This is a genomic window from Exiguobacterium sp. E4787 (assembly GCF_018618375.1).
Taxonomy (GTDB): domain Bacteria; phylum Bacillota; class Bacilli; order Exiguobacteriales; family Exiguobacteriaceae; genus Exiguobacterium; species Exiguobacterium chiriqhucha.
The window spans coordinates 471,918-489,084 of record NZ_JACSLY010000001.1 but is presented as its reverse complement, the minus strand read 5'-3'; the positions used below and the strand labels follow the sequence as shown (position 1 = coordinate 489,084).

General features: G+C 49.1%; 14 protein-coding genes. 8 read left to right on the top strand and 6 right to left on the bottom strand.

Annotated elements, in window-relative coordinates:
* The first annotated feature begins 838 nt into the window (after positions 1 to 838).
* Both KNP80_RS02485 and KNP80_RS02480 read left to right on the top strand, forming a co-directional pair.
* On the top strand, positions 839 to 1,789 hold the full coding sequence (locus tag KNP80_RS02485) for a HamA C-terminal domain-containing protein (RefSeq protein ID WP_214831989.1): 951 nt from the start codon (positions 839 to 841) through the stop codon (positions 1,787 to 1,789).
* 5 nt (positions 1,790 to 1,794) lie between these two features.
* Positions 1,795 to 3,954: a DEAD/DEAH box helicase gene (locus KNP80_RS02480; RefSeq protein ID WP_214833516.1), complete on the top strand. Its 2,160-nt coding sequence runs from the start codon at positions 1,795 to 1,797 to the stop codon at positions 3,952 to 3,954.
* 192 nt (positions 3,955 to 4,146) lie between these two features.
* Here the strand turns inward: KNP80_RS02480 and KNP80_RS02475 are convergent, their stop codons facing one another.
* A complete protein-coding gene (locus tag KNP80_RS02475) occupies positions 4,147 to 4,335 on the bottom strand; it encodes a hypothetical protein (RefSeq protein WP_214831985.1) in 189 nt (62 codons plus the stop codon).
* A gap of 138 nt (positions 4,336 to 4,473) precedes the next feature.
* Between KNP80_RS02475 and KNP80_RS02470 the strand changes: the two genes are divergently transcribed.
* The gene (locus tag KNP80_RS02470) at positions 4,474 to 5,886 is read left to right on the top strand and encodes an NAD-dependent epimerase/dehydratase family protein (protein ID WP_214831983.1); all 1,413 of its coding nucleotides are present in this window, start codon (positions 4,474 to 4,476) and stop codon (positions 5,884 to 5,886) included.
* A 144-nt stretch (positions 5,887 to 6,030) separates the two neighbouring features.
* Positions 6,031 to 7,575 (top strand): SulP family inorganic anion transporter, encoded by a 1,545-nt coding sequence (locus KNP80_RS02465; RefSeq protein WP_251128815.1) that lies wholly within the window; start codon positions 6,031 to 6,033, stop codon positions 7,573 to 7,575.
* On the opposite strand, the gene KNP80_RS02460 is transcribed toward KNP80_RS02465, so the two are convergent.
* The gene (locus tag KNP80_RS02460) at positions 7,572 to 7,901 is read right to left on the bottom strand and encodes a YolD-like family protein (protein ID WP_021065472.1); all 330 of its coding nucleotides are present in this window, start codon (positions 7,899 to 7,901) and stop codon (positions 7,572 to 7,574) included. The two genes, KNP80_RS02465 and KNP80_RS02460, sit on opposite strands and share 4 nt — an antisense overlap.
* Positions 7,898 to 9,193, bottom strand: a complete 1,296-nt coding sequence (locus tag KNP80_RS02455) for a Y-family DNA polymerase (RefSeq protein ID WP_214831980.1) — start codon at positions 9,191 to 9,193, stop codon at positions 7,898 to 7,900. The genes KNP80_RS02460 and KNP80_RS02455 overlap by 4 nt, the downstream gene beginning before the upstream one ends.
* Positions 9,194 to 9,394: 201 nt before the next feature.
* Between KNP80_RS02455 and KNP80_RS02450 the strand changes: the two genes are divergently transcribed.
* From KNP80_RS02450 to KNP80_RS02435, 4 genes are all read left to right on the top strand, one after another.
* Positions 9,395 to 11,668 (top strand): bifunctional 2',3'-cyclic-nucleotide 2'-phosphodiesterase/3'-nucleotidase, encoded by a 2,274-nt coding sequence (locus KNP80_RS02450; RefSeq protein WP_214831979.1) that lies wholly within the window; start codon positions 9,395 to 9,397, stop codon positions 11,666 to 11,668.
* Between the two features lie 191 nt (positions 11,669 to 11,859).
* Positions 11,860 to 13,302: a carbon starvation CstA family protein gene (locus KNP80_RS02445; protein ID WP_214831978.1), complete on the top strand. Its 1,443-nt coding sequence runs from the start codon at positions 11,860 to 11,862 to the stop codon at positions 13,300 to 13,302.
* A 94-nt stretch (positions 13,303 to 13,396) separates the two neighbouring features.
* Positions 13,397 to 14,068: a PAQR family membrane homeostasis protein TrhA gene (trhA, locus tag KNP80_RS02440; protein ID WP_214831977.1), complete on the top strand. Its 672-nt coding sequence runs from the start codon at positions 13,397 to 13,399 to the stop codon at positions 14,066 to 14,068.
* A gap of 157 nt (positions 14,069 to 14,225) precedes the next feature.
* On the top strand, positions 14,226 to 15,143 hold the full coding sequence (locus KNP80_RS02435) for a proline dehydrogenase family protein (RefSeq protein WP_214831976.1): 918 nt from the start codon (positions 14,226 to 14,228) through the stop codon (positions 15,141 to 15,143).
* A 53-nt stretch (positions 15,144 to 15,196) separates the two neighbouring features.
* On the opposite strand, the gene KNP80_RS02430 is transcribed toward KNP80_RS02435, so the two are convergent.
* The 3 genes from KNP80_RS02430 to KNP80_RS02420 all read right to left on the bottom strand — a co-directional run bounded on the left by KNP80_RS02430 (position 15,197) and on the right by KNP80_RS02420 (position 17,135).
* On the bottom strand, positions 15,197 to 15,370 hold the full coding sequence (locus KNP80_RS02430; protein WP_214831975.1) for a hypothetical protein: 174 nt from the start codon (positions 15,368 to 15,370) through the stop codon (positions 15,197 to 15,199).
* A 401-nt stretch (positions 15,371 to 15,771) separates the two neighbouring features.
* The gene (locus KNP80_RS02425) at positions 15,772 to 16,059 is read right to left on the bottom strand and encodes a hypothetical protein (RefSeq protein WP_251128814.1); all 288 of its coding nucleotides are present in this window, start codon (positions 16,057 to 16,059) and stop codon (positions 15,772 to 15,774) included.
* Positions 16,060 to 16,232: 173 nt separating this feature from the next.
* Positions 16,233 to 17,135, bottom strand: coding sequence for an SDR family oxidoreductase (locus KNP80_RS02420; RefSeq protein WP_214717667.1), 903 nt, complete (start codon positions 17,133 to 17,135; stop codon positions 16,233 to 16,235).
* Positions 17,136 to 17,167: the final 32 nt, after the last annotated feature.

Sequence of the window (17,167 nt, the reverse complement as noted above, 5' to 3'; positions counted from 1 at the left end):
GTGTCGCAACTTAAACGTTAGGGTGAGATTATGATTGCTGGCAAGTCCTTTTTCTTTTCAAAAATAGGAGTGCAGAGTTGTGTACGTTTCCGTTGCACACTTCTGCACTCCTATTTTGCATTACACACATACACTTTAGCTAAATGAAGAGGGTCATCCGTGCGTGTTTTATGCATAGGTGGCCCTCTTTTCTTGTTTCTCCTATTGCTGATCAGGTGCAATTTGATTCTCACCATAAGTTGAACATATCTGCAAGAATCGCATCACTTCCATCTTGGAATATGAACAGTCCAAGTGCGATTAACAAACCACCGATCATAAGTGTGGCGAACCAACCGCATAAGTTCGCTCATGTTTTTTAATAGGCTGCGAATCACTAGCCCTCCACCTGGATGTGATAACACCTGTTTATAGGTAGTGTCACATTGAGACTTGATCGATAAACTATACATGTAGAAACATTTGAATGCCCTTCGGACGCGGTTCGACTCTCGCCGTCTCCCTTCTATGTCATGAATTTAAATAGATACTAAGACCTGAACATATTAAAGGTCTTGGCATCTATTTATTTGTTTTTTATTAATTTTATTTGATATTAAACAATATGTTTAAATTTTAATAATGCATCAATACTGTTATGTACTATTCATCATCTATTGATTACTACTTTTATATGTGGGAAAATTTGTTATGGTAAAGTCGGTCTTAAAAATATGGAAATTTAATTTACGAATTAAAATTTTTATTTTTTTCTTTTTCTTTACTTGTTCCTGAGCGATTTTTCGTTCATTTAGAATGCTATTTTTAATAAAAATAAATTTAAAAAGAGGGTAATTTTGTGAGCAGGGTGATAGAAGTAACTAATATTTTGTCATGTAAAGTTAATGAAGCTAATTTGCACTCTTATTTTATTGATTTCGATATTGACGAAAATGGCGATATAAATCAATTACTTGAGAAGTTTGTTCAGTTGTTAACAGAGGAAATACCAAGCTTTGCATTAGGTTATCATCAAGGTGTGACTATCCCCCAAGAAAATATTTTGAGGATATTGATTGATGCAGCAAATTCTATCTACAAAATTGATGCATATGAAAAAGCAGCTGAAACGTATTTAAACGATGATCACTTTGATGATGATATACCTGACAAGTATTTAAAAAGGGGCGAATTTGGTGAATTAATACTTCATTTTATTCTAAAGTATGTTTTTCATACTACTCCCCTAGTCGCAAAGATTTATTTTAAAGATTCGTATGGACATGCGGTTCATGGTTTTGATTCAGTACATATAAATTCTGAGGAAAATACTTTATGGCTTGGTGAATCTAAGATATATACAGATGGAAGAAGAGGAATAGACGCATTAATAGAAGATCTCCATGAACATTTTAATGGGAATTATCTTGAAAGTGAATTTAACATTATTTCAAAAAGAATTAAAGACACAGAAGTTAATCTAGAAGAAGCAGGGCTTTCACCTAACCACTGGATTAGTTTGTTAAATACATACACAAAGTTAGGTGATAAGTTAGATAATATTGTAATACCTATGTTCTGTGCATTTGAATCTAATGTTTTTTCTAAATACAGTAATGATAGTGAATTTGAGCAAGTTTACACAGACGAGATTACAAGGTTAAATCAGAGATTTCTCACAAAAAAAATCAATCATCCATGGAACGATCATTTAAACATTATTGTTATTTTAGTTCCTCTAGAAAGCAAAAAGAAATTAATTAGAATGTTGCACCACAAGTTAAAACAACTTCAATCATTAGGAGGTTGAGCGAAATGAATTGGAATCCCCAGGATCTACTAGATATAGAACACTTAGATTTTGAAGATAGTTTTTCATTAGCAAAATACGTTTCACAGATTAAAGAAGAGCAACAAATTCAGGCTAACGAGATAATTATCAATATATTAGAAATTTGGGACAAGGTCGAAGAATCTACCAAACAAATATGGATTGATTTAATTGAAAGTGCTGGTTTTTATCCGTACTTGTTAAAAATTGTTGAGAAAAATAGTGAGATGGACATTACCTCTGAAATTAGAAGTGCGTTTCATTCCTCAAAGAAACTGCAAGGTATTACTTTACATAAAGAGCAAAAATACTTATTAAATCTAATTGCACAGGGTAGAAATTTGATTGTGAGTGCCCCTACTAGCTTTGGAAAAAGCTTATTAATTCAAGAGATAATAGCTTCAAATAAATATGAAAACATTCTAATAATACAGCCCACTTTGGCGTTAATTAATGAAACCAGAATAAAGTTAAAAATATTTAATAATAGTTATAAGATAATCGTTAATACCTCACAGATATTAGGTGATAAAAATATATTTATACTGACTGCCGAAAGAGTTTTAGAATATGATGGTTTACCAAAAATTGATTATTTCGTTTTAGACGAGTTTTATAAATTGAGTTCATTAAGAGATGATGAAAGGTCGGATGTACTAAACATTGCTTTAAAGAAAGTATTAGATTTTAATCCTACATTCTATTTTATAGGTCCTAACATCGATTATATTCCAGAAGGATTTAAAGAACGATACAACGCATTATTTTATAAAACTCAATATTCACTTGTGAATTCTCAAATTGAACACATAAATATAAGTTATCAAGCCACAGGAGTAAGAAAACAGCAAAAAGAAAAGGAAGAGAAACTTTTCGAGTTACTGAATGCAAGTACAGAACAATCAATAATTTATGTTTCTTCACCAGGTCGTGCCTATAATTTAGCCAAGGGATACTTTGATTATTTAGTACACAACGATTTATTAAAGATAGAGCAATATTTACCATTAAATGAATGGATTGAAGAAAATTTAAGTCCTAATTGGGGATTTAATGGCCTGATAAAAAATAAAATTGGCGTACACTCAGGTATAATTCCTAAACATTTAGTCCATACGATGATTGAATATTTTAATGAAGGGAAACTAAATGTATTATTTTGTACGTCAACTATAATTGAAGGGGTAAACACCTCTGCTAAAAATGTCTTTATTTTTGATAATTATAAAGGACCTAATGAATTAGATTTCTTTGATTTTTCTAATATAAAAGGTAGAGCTGGAAGGTTACTTCAGCATTATACGGGGAGAGTATATGTTTTTGATAATCCACCTACTACAGAACTAATTGAGCTAGACATTCCGTTTCACGATCAAAAGATAATAAATGATGAAATACTTATTAATTTTGAAAGAGAACAAGTTCACGCTCAACATATTGAAAGATACGACGAACTAAACGATTTTGATGAAGATTATTTAAAAATAATCAAAAAAAATTCAGTTTCAGTAGAAGGCCAAAAAGAAATAATTAGGCAATTAGAAACAGAAATTAGAGTTCATCCAAATAATATTATTTGGAGTGGTTTACCCACATATAAACAATTAAGTTTTTTGTTAGATTTGGCATGGAACAACCTCTTAAAACCAACTGAAACCACATTTCCCATGACATTAAAAAAATTGCCTGTTTCAATTTACAAACATCTAAATAAGAGTGTAAGTGAATTGATTAAAGAAGAAATAGATTATTTAGAAAAAAAGCACGTAAATTGGAGTTCACAAAAAGTTACAGATGCAGCTATTGAAAATGTTTTTCGTGAAAAAAGACATTGGATTTCTTATAAAGTACCGAAGTGGTTAAATGTAATGGATTCATTACAAAAATTGGTTTGTATGAAAATTGGGCTTAGTTACGGTGGCGACTATTTATCGTTCGCTTCAATTTTAGAAAATGATGGGGTAGAAGAAGAACTCTCGTTATTAATCGATTTAGGGTTACCTGCTTCAACTATTAACAAGATAAAAAAAATAATCCCTAGTGACTTAGAGGATGAGGATTTAGTTCGTTTCGTTAAAACTATTCCTCGGGAACGGATTCCTTCGGTTTTACAATATGAGATTGACAAGATCCAACAACTATAAAATATCTATTGTTCTCTTAATCTAGATTTAACAATATTGCCACACTAATTTAGTTATGTGCTAAAGTAAGAATCAAAAAAATTGAAATCAACTGGAGACTGAAGGCATGAAACGAGTCGAACTAGGTTGAGAAGGTTCGACTCATTATCATGCTAATCCACCATGAACTCAATTTGTAGATTTTGTATCTCACTATAAGTTAAACAAATCCGCGACAATCGCATCACTTCCGTCTTGGAACATGAACAAGCCGAGTGCGATCAACAGACCTCCAATGATGAGAGTACCGAACCGGATCAGTCCGTTCGTGTTCTTTTTGAATAGGCCCCGAATCACGAGCCATCCACCGATCAATAGCATCAAGAAATACCAAAATCCCATAGCCATTCCTCCTCCGCCTGTAGTTGAGTCTAGTTTACATAAATTTCCAGTACATACTGTAGGGCGCGGGACTGATTTAACCTCAGCCCAAGACGGGTACAGTACCTCTATGTGTAAACAAAGGGGAGAGTGACCACTATGCGGAAAACCATCGTCATCGCGGGCGCGAGCGGCTATATCGGCTCTAACGTGATGGACCACTTAAAAGAAGAATATGACATCATCGCCTTGTCCCGCTCGACGAAAAACAAGGAAGATGAGGAACATATCACGTGGCGGTCGTGCGATTTGTTCTCGTATGAACAGACACGCGAGGCGTGCGAAGGGGCAGATTACGCCATGTTCCTCGTCCACTCGATGATTCCGGACGGCGGGCTGACGCAGGCAAGGTTCGAAGACATGGATGCGCTCATCGCTGACAACTTCGCCCGGGCGACGAAAGCGAATGACATCGAACAGATTGTCTATTTGAGCGGAATCATTCCGAAAGAGTCGAAGACGTTGTCCCGTCACTTGAAGAGCCGGCTCGAGGTCGAACGGATTCTCGGTGGGCAAGGCGTGCCGGTGACGACGATTCGGGCCGGGCTCATCATCGGTCCGGAGGGCTCGTCGTTCCCGATTCTCGCGAAGCTCGTCAAACGCTTGCCGGTCATGATTCTTCCGAACTGGACGAAGACGGAGACGCATCCAATCGATTTGCGTGAAGCCGTCCAGGCGCTCATCTCGGTCGTCGGGGCCGAGGCGCTGTACGACCATCATATCGATATCGGTGGACCGGAAGTGATGACGTATCGCAAGATGATTGAAGATACGGCTGACGTCATGGGCAAACGTCGCGTCATGATCGACTTCCCGTTCCCGACGATCAAACTGTCGCGATTGTGGGTCATGGCCGTGACGGGTGAACCGAAAGACACCGTCTATCCGCTCGTCGAGAGCATGGGTCACGCCATGGTCGCGAAAGACACGACCGGCGTCAAACAAGGGGAAATCCCGTTCAAGGAAGCGGTCGAGCACGCGCTCGAGGAAGAAGAGAAACAGAAGTCGGGCGGCAGCAAGAAGAAAAAAGCGCCGCAACAGTATACCGTCCGCTCGATTCAACGGTTCGGTCTGCCGGATAACAAATCGGCGCTATGGATGGCCGACACTTACTTCGAGTGGCTCGGCCGTCTCGCCTATCCGCTCATCCAGACGACGAAAGAAGACGATGATTGGGAGATTGCGCTCCTGCGACCGTCACTCGTCGCGCTTCATCTGTCGCTCGAAGACGAGGCGACGGACGATATGGCCTCTTATGAAATCGATGGCGGCTTGTTCGCGAAGTTGAGTGAGGATGACAAGACAGGCCGACTCGAGTTCAGACGGCTCCCCGAGTCGGACGAAGGGCTCGTCGCCATCCATGAGTTCGTACCGGCGCTGCCGTGGTGGTTCTATACGAAGACGCAGGCGAAAGCCCACCTCGTCGTCATGTGGTTGTTCGGCCGTCACGTCCGTCTGCTTGGGGAAGATGCGGATGAGGGCGATCAAGTCGTCGAGGCACCGACGAATTAACGAAGACGCATCCATCGCGATGCGTCTTTGTTTTGTCGATTATGTTAACGTTTCGCCCGAGTCGTTTACAAAGGACGGGGACAGGCGTACACTGAACTCGTTTTCGACATAATGGAAAGAAGGAATGCAAGAATGGACAACTTCATGACATCACGCCAAGGATGGCAAAAAGACATCTCGGCCGGGATCACCGTCGGGGTCGTCGCCGTGCCGCTCGCGATGGCGTTCGCGATCGCCTCAGGCGTCGGACCGGTGTACGGCCTGTACACGGCCATCATCGCTGGGATCCTCGTCAGCCTGTTCGGGGGCTCGACGTTCCAAATCGCCGGACCGACCGGCGCCTTCATCCCGATTATCTCGGGCGTCATGCTCGCGCACGGCTATGAAGGGCTGCTCGTGACGACGTTCCTCGCGGGGATCCTGTTGTTCCTCATGAGCGTACTCCGCGTCGGACGACTCATCCGCTTCATGCCGCGCGCTGTCACCATCGGGTTCACGGCCGGAATCGCCGTCGTCATCTTCGTCGACCAGCTCGATGAACTGTTCGGCATCTCGTTTCAGAAGGCGCCGCACTTCCACGAGAATTTACTGAAGCTCGTGACGTCGTTACATGAAGCGAGCCTATGGCCTGTCTTCATTGCCGCCGTCGGTTTCATGACGCTCTGGCTCGTACCGAAACTGCCTGTCAAATTGCCGCTTCTCTTGATGGCGATGCTCGTGCCGACTTTCGTCAGTCTTGTCATCCCAGGGGAAGTCGCGACGATTGGTAGTGCCTATGGCGGCATCCCGAGCGGACTGCCTGAGTTCAACTGGCTCGCGATTGACCTCGATATGATTGCGACGCTCATGCCGTCGGCGTTCGCCATCGCCTTCCTCGGGGCGCTCGAGTCGCTATTGTCGGGTGCGGTCGCGGACGGCATGGCCGGCACGAAGATGAACCCGGACAAGGAACTGTTCGGGCAAGGGCTCGCCAACGTCGTCGTCCCGTTCTTCGGCGGGATTCCGGCGACCGGCGCCATCGCCCGGACGGCGACGAACATTCAAGCCGGGGCCGTCAGCCGCCGCTCCGGCGTCATCCACGGGTTGACGGTGCTCCTCGCCGTGCTCGTGTTGGCACCGCTCGCGAGCTATGTCCCATTGGCCGCCCTCGCCCCGATCTTGATGCGCGTGGCCTGGAACATGTCGGAGCGGCACCACGTCTTCGAGATGCTCAAGCATCGGTCGGCCGAGTCGCTCGTTTTGCTCGTCACGCTCGGGTTGACCGTGTTCGTCGACCTCGTCGTCGCCGTCGAGGTAGGGGTCATCTGTGCGCTCGCCTTGTTCGCGAAACGGATGGCCGATACGATTGACGTCCGCGAACAGACGGAACGGTACGTGACGCGCGACGGACAGGTCGTCTTCAGCGTCGAGGGGCCGCTCTTCTTCGGCGCGATCGAGATGTTCGAGCACGTGTTGCATCATATCCATGACGAGCCCGACGTCTTCATCTTCAACTTCCACCGCTGTCCCGTCATCGATGTGACGGCCGTCGAAGAGATTCGCCGCGTCGTCCGCGAGTTAAAGGCGGCCGACCGCCGTGTCGTCTTCGCGCACTTGTCGGCACCGGTGCGCCAGACGCTCACGCATTATGGCGTCCTTGACCACGTCGACACGTTCGAGACGACGCAGGCAGCGATTGACGCGTCTTAACGGACGGACAGAATCTGACCGAACGGGATGCGAAGCACCTCGGTGTCGAACAGCTCGACTTCACGCTCGGCGTAATAGATGGCGTGGACGTAACCGCGCACCGTATGGGTCATGCCGTTATCGAACAGCGTTAGCTCGACGGCGTCCCCTTCACGGATGGCGCGTTCGAGCTCGGTCTGCCATAAATAGAGCAACTGCTCATCCAAATCGGGTAGCTCGATCTTTTGGACGTGGGCGTAATATTTCTTCAGGAGCGCCACGTGCTCGGGCATGAGGAAAGGGATCCATTTCAATTCACCGCGGTCTTTGTATCGGGTCTGGCTCATGACGATTCACCTCCTTGTTTATGTCCGCCGATTAACCGCTGGCGGGTACGGAGCGGACTGTCTTTCAGTAAACTCGACGCCGGGCGGATCGTGCCGCGCCCGAAGCGGACGTTCAAGCTATCGACGAGGTCGAGGAAGTCGAACCGGCGTGCCCGGGCCCACTCGTCCTCGAAGAATGACAGCTGGACGTGGTCGCTCCTTGGCTCGAGTTTGCCGAGGGCGACCGAGACGTAACGAACCGCCTCCGTCTCGTCCCAGGCGTCGAGGAAGAGCGTCAACAACACCGGCAAGAACTCGCGCTCGTCCGCTGTGAAGCGGGCGAGCTTTTTTTGTTTGCTGAAGCCGCGCCGCTCGCTCGTCCGGGTGTAGCGGACGCCGAGATGGACGCTGCCGCCGACGAGTCCGGCCTGCCGCGTCCGCATCCCGACCTCCACGGCGATGGCCTGTAAGACGAGCCGGATGGCCGCGTACGTCGCATAGTCTTTCATGAGCGTGATGCCGTGGCCGATCGTCCGGGGCCGCTGCCGTTTCGCCCCGAACAAAGAGCTCGGTGGGAGGATTGTCGGCGACTCATCGATGCCCCAGGCGTGGTGCCACAGCTCGGCGCCGATGACGCCAAACTTCTCATGGAGCGTCTCGAGCGGATAGCGGGCGAGGTCGCCGATCGTGTCGATACCGAGCCGCCGGAGATGGACTTCCATCTTCGCGCCGACGCCCCACATCTTGCCGATCGGGGCCGGGTGAATTAATCGTTCGACGTCGTGGAGGAAACAGCTGGCGACACCCGTCTTCTTCCCATGCAAGTCTAGGACGAGCTTGGCGAGGACGTTGTTCGGACCGATGCCGATCGTGACCGGGATGCCGGTATAGCGGAAGACGGTCGAGCGGATGAGGCGGGCGACGTGCGCATCGTTCCCGAACAGCCGCTCCGTCCCCGTCAAGTCGACGAGCGTCTCGTCGACCGAGTAGACGCGGATTGCCTCCGGGGGTGCGAACTGATGCAAGATGTGGACGATTTGCACGGATACGTTCAAATAGTGGCTCATCCGGGCCTCGGCGTAGATGATGTGCCGCCGCTCGTGCCACGGCAACCGGTCGATGTGGAAGCGCCGGGAGCCGGTCTTGATCCCGAGTTGTTTCATCGGCGGTGTCGCGGCGAGGACGAGGGCGCCGTGATCTTGGAGGTTTGATAAGACGACGAGCTTCGTCTTGTACGGGTTCAACTTGCGGGCGGCGCACTCGCAACTGGCATAGAATGAGACGCTGTCGATACAAAAAATCCGACGTCGCATAGCCACCTCTCCTTTTTTTACGAACAAGCGTTCTGTTTTTCTCATCGTATCACGGTCTCACGCCGTCTCAAATAGAAATTGAAAAAGAATTTGTTAGATTTGAAATTTGAGGATTAATTTACAAAAAACAGATGGTTGCGTTTACAAGCTGATGATATAGTAAAAGATGTTGGGACATTTTTAGAAAAAGGGGAAATGGATATGAGAACAGCTTTAAAATGGACGATTGCGACAGCGCTCGTATTACCGGCGACGTTACCGCTCCACGCACCGAACGTGCTCGCGTCAGAAGACGTTGTAAAGCTCCGCTTCTTGGAGACTACAGACTTACATACGAACATCACGAACTACGACTATTTTCAGGACAAAGTCGACAACACAATCGGGTTGACGAAAGTCGCGACGCTCATCAAACAACATCGCGAGGAAGCAGGAACTGACAACACGTTCTTGTTCGACAACGGGGATACGCTTCAAGGGACGCCATTCGGGGATTACGTCCGCGAACAGCATCAGAAAGCACCAGGCGCGTTCGAACATCCGATGTATCAAGCGATGTCGGCACTCGAGTTCGATGCGGTCACACTCGGGAACCACGAGTTCAACTTCGGGCTCCAGTTCTTGTATGACGCGATGCAAGGATCGAAAGGCAAGCTTCGCTTTGTCAACTCGAACGTGAAGGACTTGTCGGGCGAGCCGATCGTCTCGAAATACAACGAGAACGGACAAGAAGTCCAAATCATCGAACGCCAAGTCGTCGACGGGGACGGCGAGACGCATACGATCAAAGTCGGTGTGTTCGGAGTCGTGCCGCCGAAAATCATGTCGTGGGATTCAGGGAACCTCCAAGGCAAGGTGACGGCAGATGATATGGTACCGGCAGCAAAAGCGGCCGTCGCCAAATTGAAAGAGCAAGGCGCAGACGTCGTCGTCGCGCTCGCGCACTCAGGGATCGGGGAAAGTGCGACACTCGCGGATGAGCAATCGGACGGGGAAGAAAACGTCGGCTATACGCTCACAAAAATCGAAGGGCTCGACATGGTCATGACCGGTCACCAGCACGGTCGTTTCCCTGACGCAAAAGGGATGTTCACTTCATTCCCGAACGTGGATATGAACAAAGGGACAATCAACGGCAAGCCGGTCGTCATGGCGAACAACCAAGGGAAAGACCTCGGGGTCATCGACCTCGACCTCGAGCTCGTCGACGGCAAATGGAACGTGCTCGATGCGAACGCGAAACTCGACACGGTCAAGGCGGACACGCCGGTCGACCCGATGATCGCCTCGCCCATCGATGCGGACCATAAGGCGACGATTGAATACATCAACCGCCCGGTCGGTGAGATTCAAGACGATATCCAAAGCTATTTCGCGCTCGTCCGTGACGATGCGTCGGTCCAGTTCGTAACGAACGCGCAGAAATGGTACGTCGAGAGAGAACTTGCGACGAACCCGGAGCTCGCGGCGTATAAAGAGCTCCCGATCCTTTCAGCCGGGGCACCATTCAAGGCGGGTAACCGTCAGTTGACGGACGCGAGCTATTACACGAACATCCCGAAAGGCTCGATCGCATTGAAAAACGTGGCCGACCTATACGTCTTCCCGAACACGCTCGAAGTCGTCAAAGTGACGGGCGCGGACGTGATGGATTGGCTCGAGATGTCAGCCGGGGCGTACAAACAAGTCTCGGATACGAACGATGAGTTGCTCAACTTGGATTTCCGCAGCTACAACTTCGATATCCTCGACGGTCTCACGTATGAAATCGACGTGACGGGTCCTGCCAAGTTCGATGCAGGCGGGAAACTGATTGAGGAAAACAAAGATGCGAACCGCGTCAAAAACGTGAAGTACAATGGCAAGCCGATCACACTCGACCAAGAGTTCCTCGTCGCGACGAACAACTATCGCGCCGGCTCGACATCGTTCCCAGGTCTCGGTGGTGGGAAGAACATCGTTTATCGTTCGGCGTATGAGACACGGAACGTCATCTCGGACTATATCGTCTCTGGCAAGCTCGAATACAAAGCGGACGACAACTGGAAGATTGTCGCCGACGCGAAACGGACAGCCAAGTTTGAGACGGCTGACGCCGGTAAGCAATACGTCGACTTGTACGAAGGCATCGAAGCGACCGAGACGACACGTGCAGATGACGCAAACCGCCTGTTCCGCACGTATACAATCGACCTTGATACAGCGGCGGTCGACCTCGCCCTCACGGTGAACACGATCAAGCCAGGTGCGAAAGCGGTGACGGGCACGACGACGCCGAACGCGACGGTCACGCTGAAAGATGGCGACAAAGTGCTCGCGACAGCGAAAGCGGACAAAGACGGCAAGTACACGCTCGTGACGAAACCGCTCAAGCTTCGCCAAACGGTGACGATCGTCAGTGAACTCTTCGGTCAAATAAAAGAAGAGACGAAAGTGGTTGGAGCCGGTCATGTCGGTGTCCCGGCCCTTCGTTAATCAATGAACGAGCCCTCAGTTTTGAGGGCTTTATTTTGTGTCAAAAAAGTGAACGAAACCCCTTACAAAATAGTGGGTACTGCTGTATAATCAGTCACGTAAGCGTTTACATTATACGTGTAAAACAACGGGATTCATTTTTTCGGGGCCGACGGGGATTGGCTACATATGTACAAAAGGGGACAGCACACATGATTACATTTTTTATTGCCTTGGCGATTTTATTCGTCGGGTACAAAGTGTACGGCAGCTACGTCGAGAAGACGTTCGGCATTAAAGAAGAGCGGACGACGCCTGCCTATGCGTCACAAGACGGCATCGATTACGTGCCGATGGGGAAAAAACGGAACTCGATGATTCAACTGTTGAACATCGCTGGTGTCGGACCGATTTTCGGACCGATCATGGGGGCGCTCTACGGACCGGTCGCTTTCCTCTGGATCGTCTTCGGATCGATTTTCGCGGGAGCGGTGCACGACTATTTGACGGGCATGATCTCGCTCCGTAACAACGGGGCGCACTTGCCGCAGCTCGCTGAGAAGTTCCTCGGCCGCTCGCTCCGCCACGTCGTCAACGGTTTCGCACTCTTACTCTTACTCTTGGTCGGGACGGTATTCGTCACGTCACCGAGTAACATGATCAACAACTTGTTCGACGGCAATGCGACGACGCTCACGATCGTCATCTTCGCCGTGTTCGCCTACTACATCTTGGCGACGCTCCTTCCGGTCGATAAAATCATCGGACGCATCTATCCGTTCTTCGGGGCGCTCCTCATGATCAGTGCCGTCGGGATTGCGGTCAGCCTGTTCACACAAGGTTATCAGATTCCAGAGATGACACTCACGAACATGCATCCGGACGGTTTGCCTATCTGGCCGCTCCTCTTCTTCACAATCTCATGTGGAGCGTTGTCTGGGTTCCATGCTACGCAGTCGCCGATTATCTCGCGGACGACGATGAAAGAAAGCAATGGTCGTGAAATCTTCTACGGCATGATGATCGTCGAAGCGGTCATCGCCATGATTTGGGCCGCGGCAGCCATGGCCATCTTTGAGCCAGGCGAATTGCTCGGGTTGATTCAAACGGGTACACCGGCACTTGTCGTTCAAGAAGTGGCGACACTCATGCTCGGCAGCATCGGCGGTACGCTCGCCATCCTCGGTGTCATCGTCTTGCCAATCACGTCAGGTGATACGGCGTTCCGTAGCGCGCGGATGATTATCGCCGACTACATGAGCATCGCGCAGAAGAAATTCTCGTCACGCCTCTGGATCGCACTTCCGCTCTTCGCGATCTCATACGTGCTCACGAACATGGACTTCCAGATGCTCTGGCAATACTTCAACTGGGCCAACCAGACGACGGCGGTCATCGCCTTATTCGTCGGGGCGATGTACTTGTACATCAAAGGGCGCAACCACTATATCGCGCTCATCCCAGGGACGTTCATGTTGTATGCCGTCTGGTTCTACATTTTGACGGCACCGATTGGCTTCAAGATGGATGGGGTCATCCCGTACGTCATCGCTACAATCGGGACAATCACGTTGCTCGTCTTGTTCCACATGCGCGCGAAAGCGATGCGGGCACAAAATATGGAATGTGACGTTCCGGTGAAGGAAGTCGCATAATCACGAAACATGGGTCGCTTCGGCCCATGTTTTTATTTGCGTTGAAACCGGGAAATGACCATACTAGAGGGATAAATGGGAAGGTGGGACGCGAATGGAACAAGAGAAACTAAAAGAGATGCTCCATGCGGATACGCTTGGGGAAGAGATTGCGAGCGCCATCACCCACGGGCTCGGCATCATCTTCAGTATCGTCGCGCTCGTCTTGCTCATCATGACGGCGACGGAGACGGGCAGTACCGGCAACGTCATCGCGGTGAGCGTGTTCGGGGCATCGATGATTTTACTGTACCTATTCTCGACACTCATGCATGCGATTCCGCATCCACGGGCGAAACGCGTGCTCCAAGTGTTCGACCACGCCGGGATTTACTTACTCATTGCCGGTAGTTATACGCCGTTCGCGCTCGTCTCGCTCAAAGGGACGCTCGGTTGGACGTTGTTCGGCATCGTGTGGGGTGTCGCCGTGCTCGGAATCGTCTGGAAGTTGTTCTCGACGGGCAAATACATGTGGGTGTCGAACGTGACCTATCTCGGCCTCGGCTGGATTTGTCTCATCGCCATCCGTCCACTGTACGAGTCGCTCGGTCATAACGGCTTCATGTTGCTCCTGACCGGCGGGATCGCCTATTCGGTCGGGATTATCTTCTACGTATGGCAGAAGCTTCCGTTCAACCATGCGATTTGGCACCTGTTCGTGCTGGCGGGAAGCGTGTTCGTTTTCCTCAGCATCTTGTTTTACGTGGCACCGAATACGGGCCTTTGAAACGGACGTCCCGCGGGGAGTCTGTTTTTTCTAAATAGAGGGAAATGAAATCCTGAAAACGATTACAAAATTACAGACGAATTGACGTTTGTATGTCATAATAATTTCAGACATCGTCATAGAGATAGATGGGTGTAAACGTAAGGGGGAAAATCAGATGGAAAAAGTGTTGCGCGATGGATTTATCTACATGTCTCAAAACAAAACACTCAACAGTTTGGCTAAAAAATACGGGCTTCGGTTCGGGGCTTCGCGCTTTGTGGCGGGGGAAGACTTTAAGACGTCGGTGCCGACGATTCGCGAGTTGAACGCGAAAGGCTTATCGGTCACGGTCGACCATCTAGGAGAGTTCATCACGACGGTCGCGGAAGCGAACGAGAACCGCGATGAAATCATCCGGGCGATTGAAATCATGGCAGAAGAGAAGCTTGATGCCTATATGTCACTCAAGTTGACGTCACTCGGCTTCGACATCTCGGACGAGTTGATTGAAGACAACATGCGTCAAATCTTGACGACGGCGAAAGCAGTCGGCGTATTCGTCGCCATCGACATGGAAGACGAGACGCGCTGCGAGAAGACGCTCGACTTGTTCAAGAAGTTGAAAGCGGACTTCGACGGCCTCGGGACGGTCATCCAGTCGTACTTGTACCGCTCGGAAGATGACATCAACCATCTCGCACCGCTCAAGCCGAACCTTCGCATCGTCAAAGGGGCATATAAAGAGCCGGCGACGGTCGCATTCCCCGAAAAGGAAGACGTCGACCACAACTACTTGAAGCTCGTCAAACTCCATCTTGCGAACGGGAACTACGCCTCTATCGCGACACATGACGACCATATGATCGATGCAATCATCGAGCATGTGAAACTGAACAATATCCCACTCGACCAGTTCGAGTTCCAAATGCTGTATGGCATCCGGGTCGAGCGTCAACTCGAGCTCGTCCGTCAAGGCTACAAAGTCCGTGTCTACGTGCCATACGGCCGTGACTGGTACGGCTACTTCATGCGCCGCCTCGCAGAACGTCCGGCGAACGTCGCGTTCGTGTTAAAAGGAATGGTCAAGAAATGAGAAAAGCACGAACGTCCGTCGAGGGCGTTCGTGCTTTTTTGATGCGTTCTCTATTATTTGATGACGTCGATCCGTTCGGCCTTCCTTACAGTAAGATGGTCTTCCGCGACGGGACCGCCTAACCAGACGTTGATCTCGACCGGGCTGTGCAGCTGTTCCAACTCATCATTCAGGCCAGACACATCCACCCAGATTTGACCTTGCTTTTGATCTTCAACTAACATCATCGACTTATCAGCACTCACCTCTACAATGTGCCCTTGAAGATCAACCCCACTATAATCTGTGTCTTGGGTAGAAGAACAGCCTGCGATTAAACCGAAACAGAGTGGGGCTACAAGGAACAAGCTGATTCGTCCTTTAAAGAAGGTCGTGTCATTACGCATGAATGAATTCTCCTCTTTTGCGCGACGTCTGGAAGTGAGTATTCTTCTAAGTCGAATTCATATAACGCATGGATACATCTTAAGACAACAACGATTCCGTTACTGTACCCTGTCATTGTTTCTTGGTCTCGTCGTCATTCACCCAAAAATCGGGACCGATTTGATCGGATAGCCAAAAGAAAAGTTCTTTCTCGTATTCAGGGTTCACATCTTGCAAGGCGCCTGGTGTAAACAGGTACTGTTTATTTTGAATGAACGCATCTCGGATGTAATCGGTCATATGATATGGACCATACCCAATAGGAAGTATTTATGTCAGGCGAAGGATTTTCTTCCATGCGAATAGACATATGCGTTTCAGCTAAAAACGTGAACATTCTTGCAAGGGCGAGATAGCCTTCGGCGTTGCCGACGAAATTGACACCGGAATCGTTCAGATTGACTTCCAGTTTGGCTTCATGGGAAAAACGCGGGTCGAACTCTAAAATGTCTTCGTCGTACTCTTCTTCATCGTCATGCTGATTTGTCATCGATTGGCCTCCATTTTTACTTGTTAGCATTAGTGTACATGTGTAATGACAGAGGGTGTTGCTCGTTTTCAATGTCAGGGAAATGCGTCAGTCAACGTCCTGAAAGCATGGGCACCGACGGGATGCATGGCACAAAAAGAAGCCTCAGTAAATTACTGAGACTCCAAACATTCTTAGCCGTTAACGACCGTTCCACCGTTAACGTGAATGACTTGCCCGCTGACGTATGTCGAATCGTCACTTGCGAGATAGACATAGGCCGGGGCGAGTTCCGCCGGCTGGCCCGGACGTTTCATCTCGGCTGAGTCACCGAACGAGGCGACTTTGTCTGCCGGGAACGTCGAAGGAATGAGCGGTGTCCAAATCGGGCCTGGTGCGACACCGTTGACGCGAATCTTCTTCTCGGCAAGGTTGCTCGCGAGCGCACGCGTGAACGATGTGATTGCACCTTTCGTCGACGAGTAATCGATCAACTGGTCGTTTCCTTGATACGCTGTGATGGACGTCGTATTGATGATGCTCGCGCCTTCGTTCAAATATGGAAGGGCGGCTTTCGTCAAATAGAACATGCTGAAGATGTTCGTCCGGAACGTCTGCTCGAGTTGCTCATCCGAGATGTCAAGGAGCGACTCTTGTGGATGTTGCTCGGCGGCATTATTGACGAGGATATCCAAGTGGCCGAACGTCTCGAGCGTCTGTTTGACGACATCTTGGCAGAAGTCCGAATCGCCGATGTCTCCTTGCAACAAGAGGCAGGCCTGCCCGAGTTCCTCGATGCGCTCTTTCGTCGCCTCGGCGTCCTCGAGCTCGTTTTGATCTTTATAGACGATGACCGTGTTCGCGCCTTCGTGGGCGAAGAAGATGGCGACCGATTTCCCGATTCCCGAGTCGCCGCCTGTGATGATGGCCACTTTGTCTTTCAGTTTGTCGCTTCCTTTATATCCTTCACGCTCATAGATCGGGAACGGCTCCATCTTCGAGTCGATTCCCGGTTGATGGGCCTGCTCTTGGCCGTCCTTTTTGAACGACTCAAAATCGTGTCGGTTCCCCACTGTGTTTAAACGATTCTCACTCATGTATACATTCCCCTTTCTCAAATTGACTCTTT

What these genes read in the sequence shown, in the direction of transcription:
- KNP80_RS02480 (WP_214833516.1), top strand. Translation starts at nt 1,795, where the DNA reads ATGAATTGGAATCCCCAGGATCTACTAGATATAGAACACTTAGATTTT.
- KNP80_RS02475 (WP_214831985.1), bottom strand. Translation starts at nt 4,335, where the DNA reads ATGGGATTTTGGTATTTCTTGATGCTATTGATCGGTGGATGGCTCGTG.
- KNP80_RS02470 (WP_214831983.1), top strand. Translation starts at nt 4,474, where the DNA reads ATGCGGAAAACCATCGTCATCGCGGGCGCGAGCGGCTATATCGGCTCT.
- KNP80_RS02465 (WP_251128815.1), top strand. Translation starts at nt 6,031, where the DNA reads ATGACATCACGCCAAGGATGGCAAAAAGACATCTCGGCCGGGATCACC.
- KNP80_RS02460 (WP_021065472.1), bottom strand. Translation starts at nt 7,901, where the DNA reads ATGAGCCAGACCCGATACAAAGACCGCGGTGAATTGAAATGGATCCCT.
- KNP80_RS02455 (WP_214831980.1), bottom strand. Translation starts at nt 9,193, where the DNA reads ATGCGACGTCGGATTTTTTGTATCGACAGCGTCTCATTCTATGCCAGT.
- KNP80_RS02450 (WP_214831979.1), top strand. Translation starts at nt 9,395, where the DNA reads ATGAGAACAGCTTTAAAATGGACGATTGCGACAGCGCTCGTATTACCG.
- KNP80_RS02445 (WP_214831978.1), top strand. Translation starts at nt 11,860, where the DNA reads ATGATTACATTTTTTATTGCCTTGGCGATTTTATTCGTCGGGTACAAA.
- trhA (WP_214831977.1), top strand. Translation starts at nt 13,397, where the DNA reads ATGGAACAAGAGAAACTAAAAGAGATGCTCCATGCGGATACGCTTGGG.
- KNP80_RS02435 (WP_214831976.1), top strand. Translation starts at nt 14,226, where the DNA reads ATGGAAAAAGTGTTGCGCGATGGATTTATCTACATGTCTCAAAACAAA.
- KNP80_RS02430 (WP_214831975.1), bottom strand. Translation starts at nt 15,370, where the DNA reads ATGATGTTAGTTGAAGATCAAAAGCAAGGTCAAATCTGGGTGGATGTG.
- KNP80_RS02425 (WP_251128814.1), bottom strand. Translation starts at nt 16,059, where the DNA reads ATGACAAATCAGCATGACGATGAAGAAGAGTACGACGAAGACATTTTA.
- KNP80_RS02420 (WP_214717667.1), bottom strand. Translation starts at nt 17,135, where the DNA reads ATGAGTGAGAATCGTTTAAACACAGTGGGGAACCGACACGATTTTGAG.